Genomic DNA, 16028 nt, shown 5'->3' on the forward strand with positions numbered 1-16028 from the left:
GAGAGTTTTCATGCAGCTTAATCCTGCTGAAATTAGCGATTTGATTAAAGCCAAGATCGAAAACCTGTCGGTGGCCACAGAACTGCGTACCCGTGGTACGGTGATGTCGGTAACCGACGGTATTGTTCGTGTGCACGGCTTATCAGATGTGATGCAAGGTGAGATGCTCGAATTTCCCGGCAATACCTTCGGCTTGGCCATGAACTTGGAGCGTGACTCCGTGGGCGCCGTGGTATTGGGTGAATACGAGCACATTAAAGAAGGTGACACCGTTACCTGCACCGGCCGCATTCTGGAAGTGCCGATTGGCCGCGAATTGGTTGGCCGTGTGGTCAACGCCTTGGGTCAGCCGATTGACGGCAAAGGCCCGATTAACGCCACCGAAACTGCCCCGATTGAAAAAATCGCCCCGGGTGTGATTGCGCGTCAATCGGTAGACCAGCCGATGCAAACCGGCCTGAAGGCGATTGACGCCATGGTGCCGGTGGGTCGCGGCCAGCGTGAGCTGATCATTGGCGACCGCCAAACCGGTAAAACTGCCGTGGCGCTGGATGCGATTGTGAACCAAAAAGGCACCGGTGTGGTGTGTATCTATGTGGCGGTGGGTCAAAAAGCCTCATCCATTGCCAACGTGGTGCGCAAACTGGAAGAACATGGTGCCATGGGTCACACTATTGTGGTGGCGGCTACCGCCTCTGAAGCGGCGGCGTTGCAATTTATTGCACCGTATGCCGGCTGTACCATGGGTGAATTTTTCCGTGACCGCGGCGAAGATGCCTTGATTGTGTATGACGACTTGTCTAAACAAGCCGTGGCCTACCGTCAAATTTCGTTGCTGCTGCGCCGTCCGCCCGGTCGTGAAGCCTACCCGGGTGACGTATTCTATTTGCACAGCCGCTTGTTGGAGCGCGCTTCACGCATCAATGCGGATGAAGTGGCACGTCTCACCAATGGCGAAGTAACCGGCAAAACCGGTTCGCTCACGGCCTTGCCGATTATCGAAACTCAGGCTGGCGACGTGTCTGCATTCGTCCCCACCAACGTGATTTCCATCACCGACGGCCAGATTTTCTTGGAAACCGACCTATTCAACTCAGGCATCCGCCCGGCCATCAACGCCGGTATTTCGGTGTCACGTGTGGGTGGTGCGGCACAAACCAAGGTAATTAAAAAACTGGGCGGCGGTATTCGCTTGGCTTTGGCACAGTACCGCGAATTGGCGGCGTTTTCGCAATTTGCTTCTGATTTGGACGAAGCCACCCGCAAGCAATTGCAACACGGCGAAGTGGTTACCGAATTGATGAAACAAAAACAATTCAGCACGCTGAATACTGCTGAAATGGCGCTGACCTTGTGGGCGATTAACAACGGCTCTTACGAAGACGTGCCGGTGTCTAAAGCCTTGGCATTCGAAGCAGAGTTTTTGGGTCATGTGCGCACACAAAATCCGGCGGTTTTGGAAGCCATCAATACTTCAGGTGCCATGAGCGACGAGAACGAGAAAGTGCTGACCGAAGCCATGAAGACCTTCAAAGCGTCTTACAACTACCAAGCGTAAGCGCCACTGAAAGGAGTCTGCAATGGCAGTAGGTAAAGAGATTCTCACCAAGATTCGCAGTGTTCAGAATACCCAAAAGATCACCAAAGCGATGCAGATGGTGTCTACCTCTAAAATGCGGAAGACTCAGGAACGGATGCGCCTGGCGCGTCCGTATGCCCAAAAAGTGCGTTTGGTGATGAGCCATCTGGCTCAAACCGAAACCGACCACGGTTTGCCGATTCTGGAACGCCGCGACACCGTACAACGGGCCGGCTTTATCCTGATTACCACCGACAAAGGTTTGTGCGGTGGTTTGAACGCCAATTTGCTGAAGAAATTCTTTGCCCAAGTGCAAGAATACCAACAGCAAGGCGTGGCAGTGGAAACCGTGTGTTTGGGCAGCAAAGGTTTGGCGGCTTGCAATCGCGTGGGTTTGGATGTGATTGCCAGTGCAACCAATTTGGGGGATACCCCGAAAATGGAAACACTGCTGGGCCCCTTAACCGAGATTTTCAAGCGCTATGCCGATGGCGATCTGGATGTGATTCACCTGGTGTACTCTGGGTTTGTCAACACCATGCGTCAGGAGCAGCACTTGGAAACCTTGCTACCGATTGGTCAGAATGTGTTGAACGAAGTGCCGCAAGACCGGGAATACAGCTGGGATTATGTGTATGAACCCACGCCTGCCGCGGTGCTTGAGTATTTGGTTCGCCGTTATTTAGAGTCTGTGGTGTATCAGGCATTGAGTGAGAACATGGCTTCCGAACAGGCAGCCCGTATGGTGGCCATGAAAGCGGCCACCGACAATGCCGGCAACGCGATTAAGGAATTGCGTTTGGTGTACAACAAATCACGCCAAGCCGCAATTACCACAGAATTGTCAGAAATTGTGGCCGGTGCCGCTGCCGTTTAAGGGCGGCGGTACGGTCAATAAAATAGGATACGATAATGAGCCAAGGCAAAATCGTACAAATCATTGGCGCCGTGGTGGACGTAGAGTTCCCGCGCAATGCCATTCCGAATGTGTATGACGCCCTGAAATTGGTGGATACCGACCTGACTCTGGAAGTGCAACAGCTTCTGGGTGACGGTGTGGTGCGTACCATTGCCATGGGCAGTACCGACGGTCTGAAACGCGGCCTGGCCGTGAGCAATACCGGCGCTGGCATCAGCGTGCCGGTGGGCAAGGCCACTCTGGGTCGCATTATGGACGTGTTGGGCAATCCGGTGGATGAAGCCGGCCCCATCGGCGAGCAGCAACGCCGCGCCATTCACCAAGAAGCCCCCAAGTTCGACGAATTGTCGAGCTCTACCGAAATTTTGGAAACCGGCATCAAGGTAATCGACTTGCTGTGCCCGTTTGCCAAGGGCGGTAAAGTGGGCTTGTTCGGTGGTGCCGGTGTGGGCAAAACCGTAAACATGATGGAGTTGATCAACAACATTGCCAAAGCGCACAGCGGTTTGTCGGTGTTTGCTGGTGTGGGTGAGCGTACCCGTGAAGGCAACGACTTCTACCATGAGATGAAAGACTCCAACGTACTGGACAAAGTGGCGATGGTGTACGGCCAGATGAACGAACCGCCGGGCAACCGCCTGCGCGTGGCGCTCACCGGCTTGACCATGGCCGAACACTTCCGCGACGAAAAAGACGAAAACGGCAAAGGCCGCGACGTGTTGTTCTTCGTGGATAACATCTACCGCTACACCTTGGCCGGTACCGAAGTATCTGCCTTGTTGGGTCGTATGCCGTCTGCGGTGGGCTACCAGCCGACACTGGCCGAGGAGATGGGCCGTTTGCAAGAGCGCATTACTTCTACGCAAACCGGTTCGATTACCTCGATTCAAGCCGTATACGTACCGGCGGATGACTTGACCGACCCGTCGCCCGCCACCACGTTTGCCCACTTGGATGCCACTGTGGTATTGAGCCGTGATATTGCCTCTTTGGGTATTTACCCGGCTGTAGACCCGCTGGACTCCACTTCACGCCAACTGGATCCAATGGTGTTGGGTCAAGAGCATTACGATGTGGCACGCGGTGTGCAGTCTACCTTGCAGAAATACAAGGAATTGCGCGACATCATCGCCATTTTGGGTATGGACGAATTGTCTGACGAAGACAAAATGACCGTGATGCGTGCACGCAAAATCCAACGTTTCTTGTCGCAGCCCTTCCACGTGGCCGAAGTGTTTACCGGTTCGCCCGGCAAATACGTATCGCTGCGCGACACCATCAAAGGCTTTAAAGCCATTTTGAGTGGTGAATACGACCACCTGCCGGAACAGGCGTTTTACATGGTGGGCGGCATTGAAGAAGCTGTCGAAAAAGGCAAGACCTTAAACTAAGGAGGCGCTGAATGAGTACCATGCAAGTGGAAGTGGTGAGCAACGAAGAGAACATCTTTTCGGGTGAGGCCAGCTTTGTGGTGGTGCCCACCCAAACAGGTGAGCTGGGTATCTACCCGCGCCACGAACCGATTATGAGCTTGGTGCGTCCCGGTGCTTTGCGTTTGACGGTGCCCGGCCAGAAAGAAGAAGTTCTGGTGGCGGTTTCCGGCGGTGTTTTGGAGGTGCAACCCACCAAGCTGACGGTGTTGGCCGATTGTGCGGTGCGCAGTGCCGAGATGGATCAAAAACGCGCCGAAGAAGCCAAAAAAGCCGCCGAATCCGGCATTCATGCCGCCAAAGACGAGAAATCGCTGGCTGCGGCACAAGCGGCATTGGCTGCTGCCATTGCACAGCTGAAAACGCTGGATTACCTGCGCGCTCATAAGAAATAAGAACCGCAATGTTCTAACAAAGCACGGCTTACAGCCGTGCTTTTTTTGTGGGTGTGTTTTTATGATACAAGGCTGCCTGAAACCGTTTCAGGCAGCCTTTAATGCGGTGATTTAACGCAACAGGATTTTCAATATGGCAGCAAATGTTTTGCCGTAGGGCGGTGCCAGCAAGCCCATGCCGTTGCGTTTGGCTTGGGTGAATATCGGCTTCAGATGGGAGAAGGTGTCAAAACCGGTGCGGCCGTGGTAGGCGCCCATGCCGGATGCACCCACGCCGCCGAAAGGCAGATTTTCTTGTGCCACATGAAACAGGGTGTCGTTCACACTCACGCCGCCGGAAACGGTGTTGCGCAGCACGTGGTCGATTTGCGCCTGTGCTTTGCCGAATACATATAAGGCCAAGGGGCGCGGGCGGGCGCGGATGTATTCCAGCGCTTCGTCGAGCTGTTGGTAGGGCACCAGCGGCAACAACGGGCCGAAGATTTCTTCCTGCATCAGCGGGCTGTGGGCGGGGGTGTTGCACACAATATGCGGTGGCAATAGGGTGCTGTTGCCGGCATTTTGGTTTGTTGCGTCGGGAACCAGCGGCACGATTTCGGCGCCAGCGGCGGCGGCTTGCTGCAAATAGCCTTGCAGGCGCGCCAATTGGGTGGGGTTGATGATGTGGCTGTAGTCGCGGTTGGCGGCTAGGTTGGGGTAGTGTTGTGCCACCCAAGCGCGGGCTTTTTCGATAAAGGCTGCCTGAAGCGCTGGCGGCAGCAGCACATAGTCGGGCGCGATGCAGGTTTGCCCGGCGTTCACCAATTTGCCGCTCATCACCCGCGCCACCGCTTGATCTAAATCGGCATCGTCTAAAATCAGCGTGGGCGATTTGCCGCCCAGCTCCAGCGTTACCGGGGTGAGGTTGGCGGCGGCGGCGCGCATCACCAGCCGCCCCACGGCGGTGGAGCCGGTAAACAGCAGGTGGTCGAAGGGCAGGGCGCTGAAGGCGGCGGCTACATCGGCATCGCCTTCAATAATCGCCAGCTCGTTATCGGCAAAATACTGCGGCACGGTGTGCGCCAGCCACTGGCCAAAGGCGGGGGCGTGTTCGGAGGTTTTCACCAAGGCGCGATTGCCTGCCACCAAGGCGGCAATGAGGGGGCCGGTGGTGAGAAACAGCGGATAATTCCACGGCGCGATAATGCCGACCACGCCCAAGGGCTGCGGCAAAATGCGGTTGCGCGCCGGCCAAAACCACCAATCGGTGGCCACTTTGCGCGGTCGCATCCACTGTTTGCCGTGTTTGAGGGCGTGGCGGATGCCCGCCAAGGTGGGGAAAACTTCGAGCAAGTCGGTTTCGTGGCGGCTGCGGTTGCCAAAGTCGGCATGAATTGCGTCGGCAATGGCGTGGCGGTGTTCACGCACCATGCGTGCTAATTGCTGCAAGCGCTGTTGACGCAGCGGCCACGGCACGTCGGTGTGTTGGCGCGAGGCTTGATAAAGCGGGTCAAACCGGGCTTGCAGGGGGTTGGGCTGGGTCATGGCGGCTTTCTTTTGCAGGGATGGTGCTGATGGCGGCTTCGGCCAGCGCGGCAATGGTGAGGCTGGGGTTGACGCCAAGATTGGCCGAAATATTGGCACCGTCAATAATATACAGGTTTTGGTAGCCGAACACACGGTGTTGCGCATCGCAGACGCCGTGCTCGGGCGTGGCCGCCAGTGCGGCACCACCCATGCAGTGGGCGGTGGCGGGAATATTGAGAAACACATCGGCCACACAAGTAAAAGCGTTGCCTTGCTGCGCTTGGGCTGCCTGAAAAGCAAAATCGCTGGCGGCGGGAATATAGGCGGGAATAGCCGCGCCTTCGGTGGCCAACATCGGTGCAAACGGCCAATACCAACGGCGTTGCCACACCATATTGAGCGGCTGCGGTGCGGTTTGCATACACAGCAAAATCAACGATTCACGCGCCATGTTTTTCGGGCGTAGCGCCTGCCACATGCGCCGTGGGCGGGTGAGCCAGCCGTGGATAAAGGCCCCCAGCCATTGATGCAGACGCAAGCGCCCGTGGCGGCTGTGGTTCATTAAAGTGCCCAGCAGGCTGGCAATGTCGGATCCGGCGGGGAAACGGGTGGCTTCAATATGGGTGCCGTCGGCCAGATGGATGCCGGAGCCAATGGCAATGCCGCGCGAAAAATCTTCACTACAGCCGGGGAAACGGATGCCGATGAGCGACTCGGCATTGGTGAACACATTGCGCCCCAAGGCGGCAGACAAGCGCGGTAAATAACCTTGCTGCTTCATGGCAAACAACAGCTTTTGGGTGCCAAGGCTGCCGGCGGACACAATCACATGGGCGGCGGTGTAGTGCTGCTCAGGCTGCCTGAACGGCTTAACGGTGATGCGCCAACCGCTGCTGCCGTCTTGCGCGGCACCCAAAGGCGCAATGCGGATAACGCGGCTTTGCGCCAACACTTGCGCGCCTTGCCGTTCGGCCAGATAGAGATAGTTGTAATCGAGGGTGTTTTTAGCACGATAACGACAGCCCACCATGCAGCCGCCGCAAGCGGTGCAGGGCTGGCGCGGCGGGCCGTTGCCATTAAAGTAGGGGTCGCCGTTGTGCGGCGGATGGGTGTGTTGGTCGTTGATGCCGAAATAAACGCCCACACGGGTGGCGTAAAAGCTGTTGCCCACACCGGCTGCGCTGGCCAGCCGCTGCAAGGTGTGGTCGGCATCGGCCAAAATGGGGTTGGTGGTGACGCCGAGCATGGCTTCGGCGCGTTGATAATGCGTGGGCATGATGTTGCCCCACGGACGCAAACCCGCCCAAGTGCCGTGTTGCCACACGCCGGTATTCGGCACCAGCAAGGTATTGGCATAAGTGATGGAGCCGCCGCCCACGGCGTTGCCGTGCAGCACCAGCATGTGTTTAAACAGGCGCAAGGCGAAAAAACCACGGCAGGCCAGCGCCGGCAGCCACAAAAAACGGCGCACGTCCCAAGTGCTGGCGGGCATATCGGCCGGGCTGAAGCGGCGGCCTTGCTCGGCCACGGTAACGCGGTAGCCTTTTTCGGCCAGCCGCAAGGCCGACACGCTGCCGCCAAAGCCTGAGCCAACGATAAAGTAATCGGTGTCGAAAGACGGGTGCATGGGGGTGTCCTGAAAAGGCTGCCTGAAACGGCAGCAACGCCGTAGCACTTTGTTATGCATTGCGCTATAGGAGAACCATGGTAGCCGTGTTGTATTGCTCGTGGCAATATGGGCAGATGTTGCAGTGCAATACTGGCTGCACATCGTGGCTTGAGGTATGATGCAGGCTTTTGTTTGCCGATGAAAATAGCGGCTTCAGGCAGCCTTTCGCGGCGGTTTGAAGCCCGAATAATAAAATCGAATAATAATTAAAGTCATACCAATTCTACAAAATAATATAACAAGGCGGCGAGCCGAAGACAGTACAAGTAGTACGGCAAGGCGAGCCAACGCAGTTAGGTTATTTTGTAGAATTGGTATCATCAATAAAAAAGGGAAAACCAATGAATGCTGTGGTAATTGCCGTAATCGTGATGCTGGCTTTGTCGCTGGCGCGTGTGCATGTGGTGCTTAGCCTAGTGCTGGGCGCTTTGGCGGGCGGTTTGCTGGGCGGCTTGGGTTTGGCCGATACCATGAAGGCGTTTCAAGACGGCTTGGCCGGTGGGGCGCAAATTGCCTTGTCGTATGCCATGCTGGGGGCGTTTGCCGTGGCGATTGCCCATTCCGGCTTGCCGCAGCAATTGGCCAATTGGCTGATTCGGCGCATGGACGGCGGCACACGCCAAGACCATGTGCCAAGCGGCATCAATAAGGTGAAATGGGGCTTGCTGCTGGCTTTGCTGGCGATGAGCATCATGAGCCAAAACCTGATTCCCATCCACATTGCCTTTATTCCCTTGCTGATTCCGCCCTTGCTGCTGGTGTTTAACCGCTTGCAGATTGACCGCCGCTTACTGGCCTGCGTGATGACTTTCGGCTTGGTGACCACTTATATGTATTTGCCGGTGGGCTTTGGCGACATCTTTTTGAACCAGATTTTGTTGGGCAATATTGAAAAAGGCGGCATGAGCGTGGCGGGCATCAATGTGATGCAGGCCATGGCGATTCCGGCCTTGGGCATGGTGGCCGGTTTGCTGCTGGCGGTGTTGGTGAGCTACCGCCGCCCGCGCCAATATCAAACCACCACGGTGGACACCGCCGCGGCGCAACAGGCGCTCAATACGGCGCCGCCTTCGGCCTACCGCAGCTTGGTGGCGGTGGCGGCGATTGCGGTGGCGTTTGTGGTGCAATTGTGGGCCGATTCTTTGCTGCTGGGTGCCATGCTCGGCTTTGCGGTGTTTATGGCCACCGGCGTGGTGCGGTGGGGCGATGCCGATTCGGTGTTCAACCAAGGCATTAAAATGATGGCGATGATTGGCTTTATTATGATTGCCGCGCAAGGCTTTGCCGAAGTGATGAAAGCCACCGGCGAAATCAAGCCGCTGGTGGATGCTTCGGCAGCCATGTTCGGCCACAATAAAGGCATGGCGGCGCTGGCCATGTTGGCGGTGGGCTTGCTGGTCACCATGGGCATCGGCAGCTCGTTTTCCACTTTGCCGATTATTGCCGCCATTTATGTGCCGTTGTGCATCAGCATGGGCTTTTCGCCGCTGGCCACGGTGGCGATTATCGGCACCGCCGGTGCGCTGGGCGATGCCGGTTCGCCTGCGTCTGATTCCACGCTCGGCCCCACCGCCGGTTTGAATGTAGACGGCCAGCACGACCACATGCGCGACACCGTATTGCCCACCTTTCTCCACTACAATCTGCCGCTGATGGTGTTTGGCTGGATTGCGGCCATGGTGCTGTAAATATGGATGCCCCAGAGCAAATGGAACAAGAATAAATGGAACAGCAAATGGAACAGCGTATTATTGAGCTGGAAATTCAGGCAGCCTTACAAGAAGAATTACTGCAAGGTTTAAGCGACACTGTGGCACGCTTGCAGCAAACCCTCGATTTGCAACAAGCGCAATTGCGGCTGTTGTACCAAAGGCTGCCTGAAAAGAATGCGGATACCGATGTATCCGTGTCGGCAGCAGACGAAATCCCACCGCATTATTGATACACCATCAAACCGCCAACGTGAACACCATCACCCCCTTATCTGCCCGCCAACGCTGGCGCTTGGCCTTAAAGCACAGCGCCCCGGTGGCCATGGGCTATATCCCCGCCGGTATCGCCTTTGGCGTGCTGATGAGCGCTGCCGGTTTGCCCGCTTGGCTGGCGCTGGCATTGAGTGTGATTCTGTATTCCGGTGCGGCGCAATATGCGTCGATTCCGCTGCTGGCCAGCGGCGCAGGCGTGCTCACCCTCACCCTTAATGCGCTGGTGATTAACCTGCGCCATATTTTTTACGGCCTGCCGCTGCTGCCTCATCTGCCGCTCAACAAGGCCGAGCGTGCCTATGCCTTGTTTGCACTCACCGACGAAAGCTTTTCCGTCCTCACCACGCTGCCTGAAGCCCTGCGCCAGCCCTTATTTAGCCGCATTGTGTTTTTAAACCAGCTTTACTGGTGCGCGGCCACCTTAATCGGCGTGGGCATTGGCGCAGGCTTAAACGACTTGGTGCCGCATCTGGATTTCGCCTTGGCCTGCTTGTTTTTGATTCTGGCCTACGAGCAATACCAAAGCAAAAAAGTATGGTGGCCGTGTGTGCTGGCACTGCTGGCCTTTGCGCTGGCTAAAGTGCTCACCACCCAATACCTGCTGCTGGTGGCGGTGGGCTTGTGCGTGCTGGGCATTGTGTTGCGGGCATGGTGGCCGGGTAAAGGTGCACATACGCACCCGGATAAAGGAGATGCGGCATGAGTGCGCAATATTGGGGCTGGCTGCTGGCGGTGTTGGCCATGGGCGCAGTCACCTTTTTGCTGCGTGCCGCGCCGGTATTGCTGCCCAAAGCCTGGCTCAAATCCGCTCTGCTGCACGCGCTTAACTTCGCCCTGCCGCTCAGCGTGATGACCTTGCTGATACTGGCCAGCTTAAGCCTCAACAAAGCCACCGCCCAGCCGCTGTATCTGGCCGCCGAAATTCTGGCGCTGCTGTGCGTGTGGCTGAGCTACCGCCAATGGCGCAACGTGCTGGTGAGTATGATTATCGGCGTGGCGGCGTTGAATGGGTGGCTGTGGGTGTTGGGGGCGGGGTGAGTTTGATATCGGTTTTTTGATAAGCAAAAGGCTGTCTGAAATTGTGTTTCAGGCAGCCTTTTGCTATTGGCAATAACCGTGTTTATTCCACCGTAACCGACTTGGCCAAGTTACGCGGTTTGTCGACATCGGTGCCGCGCACGAGAGCCGTGTGGTAAGAGAGCAGTTGTACGGGGATGGTGTGGACGATGGGGGAGAGAATGCCCATATGGCGCGGGGTACGGATCACGTGCACGCCCTCGCTGGCGTTGAAGTCGCTGTCTAGGTCGGTAAACACAAACAGCTCGCCGCCGCGTGCGGCCACTTCCTGCATATTGGCTTTCACTTTGTCCAACAGGCCGTCTTTGGGGGCAATCACCACCACCGGCATGTTTTCGTCAACCAATGCCAAGGGGCCGTGTTTCAGCTCGCCGGCGGGGTAGGCTTCGGCGTGGATGTAGGTGATTTCTTTGAGCTTGAGCGCGCCTTCGAGGGCAATCGGGTAGTGAATGCCGCGCCCCAAAAACAGGGCGTTGGCTTTGTGGGCGAATTGCTGTGCCCAGGCGGCGATTTGCGGCTCCAAATTAAGCGCGTGCTGGATGCTGCCGGCCAATTGGCGCAGCTCTTCGGTGTAGGCTTGGGTTTGGGCGGCATCAACATGGCCGCGCAGTTTGCCTAGGGTAACCGCCAGGCCAAATAGAGCCACCAGTTGGGTGGTGAAGGCTTTGGTGGAGGCCACGCCGACTTCGGCACCGGCGCGGGTGTAGAGCACCAATTCGCTTTCGCGCGGCAGGGCCGATTCCATTACATTGCAGATGGCCAAGCTGTGGCGGTGGCCGAGCGATTGGGCGTATTTCAGTGCTTCCATGGTGTCCAGCGTTTCGCCGGATTGGGAAATGGTGATAACGAGCTGTTTGGGGTCGGCAATCACGCTGCGGTAGCGGTATTCGCTGGCGATTTCCACATCGGTGGGAATACGGGCAATGGCCTCCAGCCAATATTTGGCGGTGAGAGCGGCGTAGTAGGAGGTGCCGCAGGCAAGGATTTTGATGCTGTGGCAATCGTTGAACACCGCGCGAGCCTTGCTGCCAAAGTTTTCCGGCTCAAAGCCGCCCAGCATAAACACTTCGGCGGTGTCGCTCACGGCTTTGGGCTGCTCGTGGATTTCTTTTTGCATAAAGTGGCTGTAGGGGCCAAGCTCAAGCGAGGCCAACGACAGCTCAGACACTTTAACACTGCGCTCTGCTTCGGCGCCGCTGCGGTCAACCAATTTGGCAATGCCGTTGCTGGTCAGCTCGGCGATGTCGCCGTCTTGCAAAAACACCACGCGGCGGGTGAAGGCAATCACGGCGGATACATCGGAGGCGATAAAGGTTTCGTCGTCGCTCAGCGCCACCAGCAGCGGACAGCCCATGCGCGCGGCCACCATCAGGTTTGGCTGGTCGTTGGCAATCACGCCGATGGCGTAGGCGCCGTGAAAGCGGGCGCAGGCTGCCTGAACGGCGGTAAACAGGTTGTGGCCGTTGTGGCGGTATTCGTGGTGGATGCTGTGGGCAATCACTTCGGTGTCGGTTTGCGATTCAAACGTGTAGCCCAAGCCTTGCAGGCGGGTGCGCTCGGCTTCGAAGTTTTCGATAATGCCGTTGTGCACCACGGCGATTTGTTGCTCGGCTTGGCCGGATACATGCGGGTGGGCATTGGGCTCGGTAACGCCGCCGTGGGTGGCCCAGCGGGTGTGGCCGATGCCCAAGTGGCCGTGCACGCCCTCGGCTACCGCGGCTTCGGCCATCAAGGCCACGCGGCCAACACGGCGCACGCGTTCGATGCCGTTGGCGGTGCGCACGGCAATGCCGGAGGAGTCGTAGCCACGGTATTCCAGCCGTTTCAGGCCGTCGGTGAGAAAATCAACCACATTGTGGTGGGCGCGGATGGCGCCAACGATGCCGCACATGGTGTGTGTCCTTAATCAATAAAAATCAGGGTATTACTGCGTAAGATAAGTGTTTTTCAGGCAGCCTTATCTGCATTTCAATTTTAGGGTTGGGCTATCGGTATAAGGGTAACCCCTTTGGTCTTAGCTGCCTGCTGTAAGGCGGCATTTGCTTCACCGGATTGACCCAGCAGATATATCACCGCGCGGCTTTGACCCGGGTAGTCGTGCAAAGCCCGTTTTAATGTGGCGGCATTGACGGTGCCGCTATTGCCCACAATGCCGATGGCGGCAATATTGTTGCCCAGCAATTCGGTAATTTGGCGGGCGGCGTTGGATGTACTACCGCTTTCCAAGGATGCAATTATCATGCCGTTGGAAATCGGATTGTCGGCAGCGGGCACCTGCACAATCAATAGCTGACCGTTGCCATGAGCTTGGGCATGGTGCCCCAGTGTTTGCATTTGTGTTTGCAATGAAGGTGCGGCGGCACAGGCGCTGAGCAGCAGTATAACGGCAAAGGTGTTGAATAATGTTCGCAGCATGATTGTTTTTATCCTGATGGTTTGAATCAATATAAAGCGTTTGAACGTATTTTGTGCATCATGGCTGTGATGAGCGCTTTGGGTTAGTCGGGTTTGATATATGCTTTTTCAGAGCGCCGTTTTGGTCAAATAAAAACAAAATTGAAGCACCTTCGCCATTTTGGCACAACACGCCATCTGCATGATCAGCATCCGTAATGCCTACACAGGCCATATTGCTGACATAAGGCTGGATTTGACATTTATATACAGTACCTTTCTGAATCGACAGCCTGCCGGAGCTGTCGACTTGCTCAGCTGTAGGGGCAGGGCAGGGTGAAGGAGAGTGCCAATTAATGCCGTGGTGCTTTTGAAGTGCGCCACATCCTGTGATGGTTAAGCTGAGTAATGCCGGTATCAAGATGTTTTTCATTGGATGCTTTCGTGATGTGCAGGCGATTGGGTTCTATTTTCAGGCAGGCTGCCTGAAAATATTTATTGGGTATCTGGTTTCTCCGGTCGCACCCAGCCTTCGATGGTGGTTTGGCGGCTGCGGCTGAGGGTGAGTTTGTCGGCGGGGCAGGGTTTGGTGATTACGCTGCCTGCACCGGTGGTGGCTTTATCGCCCACGCTCACCGGTGCTACAAGCATGGTGCCGGAGCCGATGCGCACCTGGCTGCCGATGGTGGTTTTGAATTTGTTGACGCCGTCGTAGTTGCAGGTGATGGTGCCTGCACCGATGTTGCTGTATTCGCCTACGTCGGCATCGCCCAGATAGGTTAAGTGGTTGGCTTTGCTGCCGGTGCCCATCACGGTGTTTTTCACTTCAACAAAGTTGCCGATGTGCACATCGTCGCCCAATTGCGCTTGCGGACGCAGGCGCGCAAACGGGCCGATGCGGCCATTGCGGCCCACGCTGCAATTTTCCAGATGCGAAAACGGGGCTATGCGGCTGCCGGCGCCAATGTGGGCGTTGCGAATCACGCAGTTGGCGCCGATTTTCACACCGTCGCCCAGCACTACATCGCCTTCCAGCACCACGTTGACATCAAGCACCACGTCTTGCCCGTGGCTGAGGCTGCCGCGTAAATCGAAGCGGGCCGGATCACGCAGGGTGATGCCGGCGCTTAATAAGGCTTCGGCCTGCTCGCGCTGGAAGATGCGTTCCAGCTCGGCCAGTTGCTGTTTGTTGTTGACCCCGGCGGCCAGATGGCTGGCGCGTACTTGCTGCGGATGCACCGCCACGCCGTCGGCATTGGCCAAGGCAATCACATCGGTGAGGTAATATTCGCCTTGGGCATTGTTGCTTTGCAGGGCGTTGAGCCAATTGGCCAAGCGGGCGTTGGGCAGCACAAACATGCCGGTATTGGTTTCGGTGATGGCTTTTTGGGCGGCGTTGGCGTCTTTTTCTTCCACAATCGCCACCACTTGGCCGTTTTCGCGGATGATGCGCCCATAGCCTGTGGGCTTGGCCAATACATCGGTGAGTAGGCCCACTTCGTTGCCCGCCGTATCCAGCAGTGCTTGCAGGGTTTGGCTGTCGGTGAGCGGCACATCGCCGTAGAGCACCAAGGTACGCCCGTGCGGGCTTAAATGGGGCAGGGCGGTTTTAACGGCGTGGCCGGTGCCGAGCTGTTCGTTTTGCTCCACCCAAGTCACATCGGCGTTGATGCGCTGGCGCACCAACTCTTTGCCATGGCCAATCACCACGCAGATGCGCTCGGGGTTGAGGCTTTGCGCGGTGCTGATGACGCGTGCCAACATGCTGCGCCCGCCGATTTCATGCAGCACTTTGGGCAGCTGCGAATACATGCGCGTGCCTTTGCCTGCGGCCAGAATAACGATATTTAACGGTGTGGACATAAATCTAATCTCAAACAAGGTTTCAGGCAGCCTTATTTAATACTGATACCAATTATATAAAATAACCTAACTGCGTTGGCTCGCCTTGCCGTACTACTTGTACTGTCTTCAGCTCGCCGCCTTGTTATCTTATTTTATAGAATTGGTATGAGTAAGGCTGCCTGAAAGCAAATCCATAAATTAAGGCGTTTGCGGCCAGTTGGTGCGCGGTGCAGGTTCGGCGGCGGCTTTTTTGCCGGGGGTGAGGGCGTGGGGCACCGGGCGCAGGCTGTTGTAGCGCTGGTCGTGGGCATAGCTGCCGTCTTCATAGGCCACGCGGGTGCCGGCTTCGTATTTGGGGCGCAGGCCGGTGTGGCCGCTTTGGTCTTGATAGGTTTCCCAAGTGCAGCCGGCCAGAGCCAGCAGGGCGGAAAACAGGGTAAATAAGCGCATGGGGTGTTCCTTAGAATAATATATTTATTAACAGCGCATTTTAAACCTTAATCCGGCGCCAGTACAGCAGCTTGCCGCTGCAGCGCGGGCAGGTCGGCAACGGCCACGTCCACAAACGGCAGTGGGTGCGCCTGTGCGCCAAACCACACTGTGCGCATGCCCAAGGCTTTGGCTGTGCGCAGATTTTCAGCGCTGTCGTCCACCATAATGCAGTGCGCGGGATGGGTGTGCAGCCGGGCGCACACCTTTAAATAAGCGGCTGTGGCCGGTTTGTAATAGAGGCCGAAGTCGTCGGTGCCGAATAGGGCTTCGAAATGGCTGCCGATGCCCAGTTGTGTAATGAGGGCTTGCACATAAAACGACGGCCCGTTGGAAAACACGGCTTTGCGTCCGGGCAGGCTGGCCAATACCGGCTGCAAATGCGCCATTGGCTTGAGCGCAGGCAGGATTTCGGCCAAGGGATGGCTGGCTTGCAAAAAATCGCCAATGTCGATGTGCGGGTGGTGCTGCTGCAAACCGGCCAAGGTGGCGCCGTAGCGGTGCCAATAATCTTGGCGTAAGTCGGAGGCTGCCTGAACGCTCAGTTGCAGTGCGCTGGCCAGATAGGCGGTCATGGCGCGGTTGATGATGTAAAAAATGCCCGCATCGGCATGGTGCAGGGTGTTGTCGAGGTCAAACAACCATACGGTGGCGTGGTGCGGTGGCGGGCAGTGCTTTTGCTGTGCGGCAGTTAACGGTATCATGCACGGAATTAAAACACATTAACGCGGAGCAAGCCA

At 56.8% G+C, this 16028-nt stretch carries 16 protein-coding genes; 8 read left to right on the plus strand and 8 right to left on the minus strand.

Annotated features, from left to right (window positions below; genetic code table 11):
* Positions 1-10: 10 nt before the first annotated feature.
* Genes atpA through JQU52_RS05045 form a run of 4 tightly spaced genes read left to right on the plus strand, consistent with a single transcriptional unit; the run spans position 11 to position 4323 of the window.
* Positions 11-1558 (plus strand): F0F1 ATP synthase subunit alpha, encoded by a 1548-nt coding sequence (atpA, locus tag JQU52_RS05030; RefSeq protein WP_230340043.1) that lies wholly within the window; start codon positions 11-13, stop codon positions 1556-1558.
* Positions 1559-1580: 22 nt separating this feature from the next.
* Positions 1581-2456 (plus strand): F0F1 ATP synthase subunit gamma, encoded by an 876-nt coding sequence (atpG, locus tag JQU52_RS05035; protein ID WP_230340044.1) that lies wholly within the window; start codon positions 1581-1583, stop codon positions 2454-2456.
* Between the two features lie 35 nt (positions 2457-2491).
* Positions 2492-3889 carry a F0F1 ATP synthase subunit beta gene (gene atpD / locus JQU52_RS05040; protein WP_230340045.1) on the plus strand — a complete coding sequence of 466 codons (1398 nt, stop codon included), beginning with the start codon at positions 2492-2494 and terminating at the stop codon, positions 3887-3889.
* A gap of 11 nt (positions 3890-3900) precedes the next feature.
* Positions 3901-4323: a F0F1 ATP synthase subunit epsilon gene (locus JQU52_RS05045; protein ID WP_230340046.1), complete on the plus strand. Its 423-nt coding sequence runs from the start codon at positions 3901-3903 to the stop codon at positions 4321-4323.
* A 111-nt stretch (positions 4324-4434) separates the two neighbouring features.
* Here the strand turns inward: JQU52_RS05045 and JQU52_RS05050 are convergent, their stop codons facing one another.
* Positions 4435-5847, minus strand: coding sequence for a coniferyl aldehyde dehydrogenase (locus JQU52_RS05050; RefSeq protein WP_230340047.1), 1413 nt, complete (start codon positions 5845-5847; stop codon positions 4435-4437).
* Positions 5813-7456: a GMC oxidoreductase gene (locus tag JQU52_RS05055; protein WP_230340048.1), complete on the minus strand. Its 1644-nt coding sequence runs from the start codon at positions 7454-7456 to the stop codon at positions 5813-5815. The genes JQU52_RS05050 and JQU52_RS05055 overlap by 35 nt, the downstream gene beginning before the upstream one ends.
* Before the next feature lie 383 nt (positions 7457-7839).
* Here JQU52_RS05055 and JQU52_RS05060 point away from each other — a divergent pair, with 383 nt between their 5' ends.
* From JQU52_RS05060 to JQU52_RS05075, 4 genes are read left to right on the plus strand one after another with little or no spacing between them, the layout of a single operon-like run.
* On the plus strand, positions 7840-9186 hold the full coding sequence (locus tag JQU52_RS05060) for a Na+/H+ antiporter family protein (protein ID WP_230340049.1): 1347 nt from the start codon (positions 7840-7842) through the stop codon (positions 9184-9186).
* Between the two features lie 35 nt (positions 9187-9221).
* Positions 9222-9440, plus strand: a complete 219-nt coding sequence (locus JQU52_RS05065) for a SlyX family protein (RefSeq protein ID WP_230340050.1) — start codon at positions 9222-9224, stop codon at positions 9438-9440.
* A gap of 20 nt (positions 9441-9460) precedes the next feature.
* Positions 9461-10186, plus strand: coding sequence for an AzlC family ABC transporter permease (locus JQU52_RS05070; protein WP_230340051.1), 726 nt, complete (start codon positions 9461-9463; stop codon positions 10184-10186).
* Positions 10183-10521, plus strand: coding sequence for an AzlD domain-containing protein (locus JQU52_RS05075; protein WP_230340052.1), 339 nt, complete (start codon positions 10183-10185; stop codon positions 10519-10521). The genes JQU52_RS05070 and JQU52_RS05075 overlap by 4 nt, the downstream gene beginning before the upstream one ends.
* A gap of 82 nt (positions 10522-10603) precedes the next feature.
* Here the strand turns inward: JQU52_RS05075 and glmS are convergent, their stop codons facing one another.
* The 6 genes from glmS to JQU52_RS05105 form a co-directional block, all read right to left on the minus strand.
* Positions 10604-12451 carry a glutamine--fructose-6-phosphate transaminase (isomerizing) gene (gene glmS, locus JQU52_RS05080; RefSeq protein WP_230340053.1) on the minus strand — a complete coding sequence of 616 codons (1848 nt, stop codon included), beginning with the start codon at positions 12449-12451 and terminating at the stop codon, positions 10604-10606.
* Between the two features lie 83 nt (positions 12452-12534).
* Positions 12535-12975, minus strand: coding sequence for a hypothetical protein (locus JQU52_RS05085; RefSeq protein ID WP_230340054.1), 441 nt, complete (start codon positions 12973-12975; stop codon positions 12535-12537).
* Positions 12976-13033: 58 nt separating this feature from the next.
* Complete coding sequence (locus JQU52_RS05090; protein ID WP_230340055.1) at positions 13034-13387, minus strand: hypothetical protein; 354 nt, start codon at positions 13385-13387, stop codon at positions 13034-13036.
* A 62-nt stretch (positions 13388-13449) separates the two neighbouring features.
* Entirely contained in the window at positions 13450-14817 is a 1368-nt protein-coding gene (glmU, locus tag JQU52_RS05095; protein WP_230340056.1) for a bifunctional UDP-N-acetylglucosamine diphosphorylase/glucosamine-1-phosphate N-acetyltransferase GlmU, read from the minus strand.
* Positions 14818-14997: 180 nt separating this feature from the next.
* Positions 14998-15249 (minus strand): hypothetical protein, encoded by a 252-nt coding sequence (locus tag JQU52_RS05100; RefSeq protein WP_230340057.1) that lies wholly within the window; start codon positions 15247-15249, stop codon positions 14998-15000.
* Between the two features lie 47 nt (positions 15250-15296).
* Complete coding sequence (locus JQU52_RS05105) at positions 15297-15992, minus strand: pyrimidine 5'-nucleotidase (RefSeq protein WP_230340058.1); 696 nt, start codon at positions 15990-15992, stop codon at positions 15297-15299.
* Positions 15993-16028: the final 36 nt, after the last annotated feature.

Origin of the sequence: Paralysiella testudinis (assembly GCF_016894345.1) — a bacterium.
Taxonomy (GTDB): domain Bacteria; phylum Pseudomonadota; class Gammaproteobacteria; order Burkholderiales; family Neisseriaceae; genus Paralysiella; species Paralysiella testudinis.

Coding starts and splice junctions, on each gene's coding strand:
- JQU52_RS05085 (WP_230340054.1), bottom strand. CDS start 12,975: ATGCTGCGAACATTATTCAACACCTTTGCCGTTATACTGCTGCTCAGC.
- JQU52_RS05075 (WP_230340052.1), top strand. CDS start 10,183: ATGAGTGCGCAATATTGGGGCTGGCTGCTGGCGGTGTTGGCCATGGGC.
- JQU52_RS05065 (WP_230340050.1), top strand. CDS start 9,222: ATGGAACAGCAAATGGAACAGCGTATTATTGAGCTGGAAATTCAGGCA.
- atpD (WP_230340045.1), top strand. CDS start 2,492: ATGAGCCAAGGCAAAATCGTACAAATCATTGGCGCCGTGGTGGACGTA.
- JQU52_RS05100 (WP_230340057.1), bottom strand. CDS start 15,249: ATGCGCTTATTTACCCTGTTTTCCGCCCTGCTGGCTCTGGCCGGCTGC.
- JQU52_RS05045 (WP_230340046.1), top strand. CDS start 3,901: ATGAGTACCATGCAAGTGGAAGTGGTGAGCAACGAAGAGAACATCTTT.
- atpG (WP_230340044.1), top strand. CDS start 1,581: ATGGCAGTAGGTAAAGAGATTCTCACCAAGATTCGCAGTGTTCAGAAT.
- JQU52_RS05060 (WP_230340049.1), top strand. CDS start 7,840: ATGAATGCTGTGGTAATTGCCGTAATCGTGATGCTGGCTTTGTCGCTG.
- JQU52_RS05090 (WP_230340055.1), bottom strand. CDS start 13,387: ATGAAAAACATCTTGATACCGGCATTACTCAGCTTAACCATCACAGGA.
- glmU (WP_230340056.1), bottom strand. CDS start 14,817: ATGTCCACACCGTTAAATATCGTTATTCTGGCCGCAGGCAAAGGCACG.
- JQU52_RS05050 (WP_230340047.1), bottom strand. CDS start 5,847: ATGACCCAGCCCAACCCCCTGCAAGCCCGGTTTGACCCGCTTTATCAA.
- glmS (WP_230340053.1), bottom strand. CDS start 12,451: ATGTGCGGCATCGTTGGCGCCATCCGCGCCCACCACAATGTGGTTGAT.
- atpA (WP_230340043.1), top strand. CDS start 11: ATGCAGCTTAATCCTGCTGAAATTAGCGATTTGATTAAAGCCAAGATC.
- JQU52_RS05105 (WP_230340058.1), bottom strand. CDS start 15,992: ATGATACCGTTAACTGCCGCACAGCAAAAGCACTGCCCGCCACCGCAC.
- JQU52_RS05055 (WP_230340048.1), bottom strand. CDS start 7,456: ATGCACCCGTCTTTCGACACCGATTACTTTATCGTTGGCTCAGGCTTT.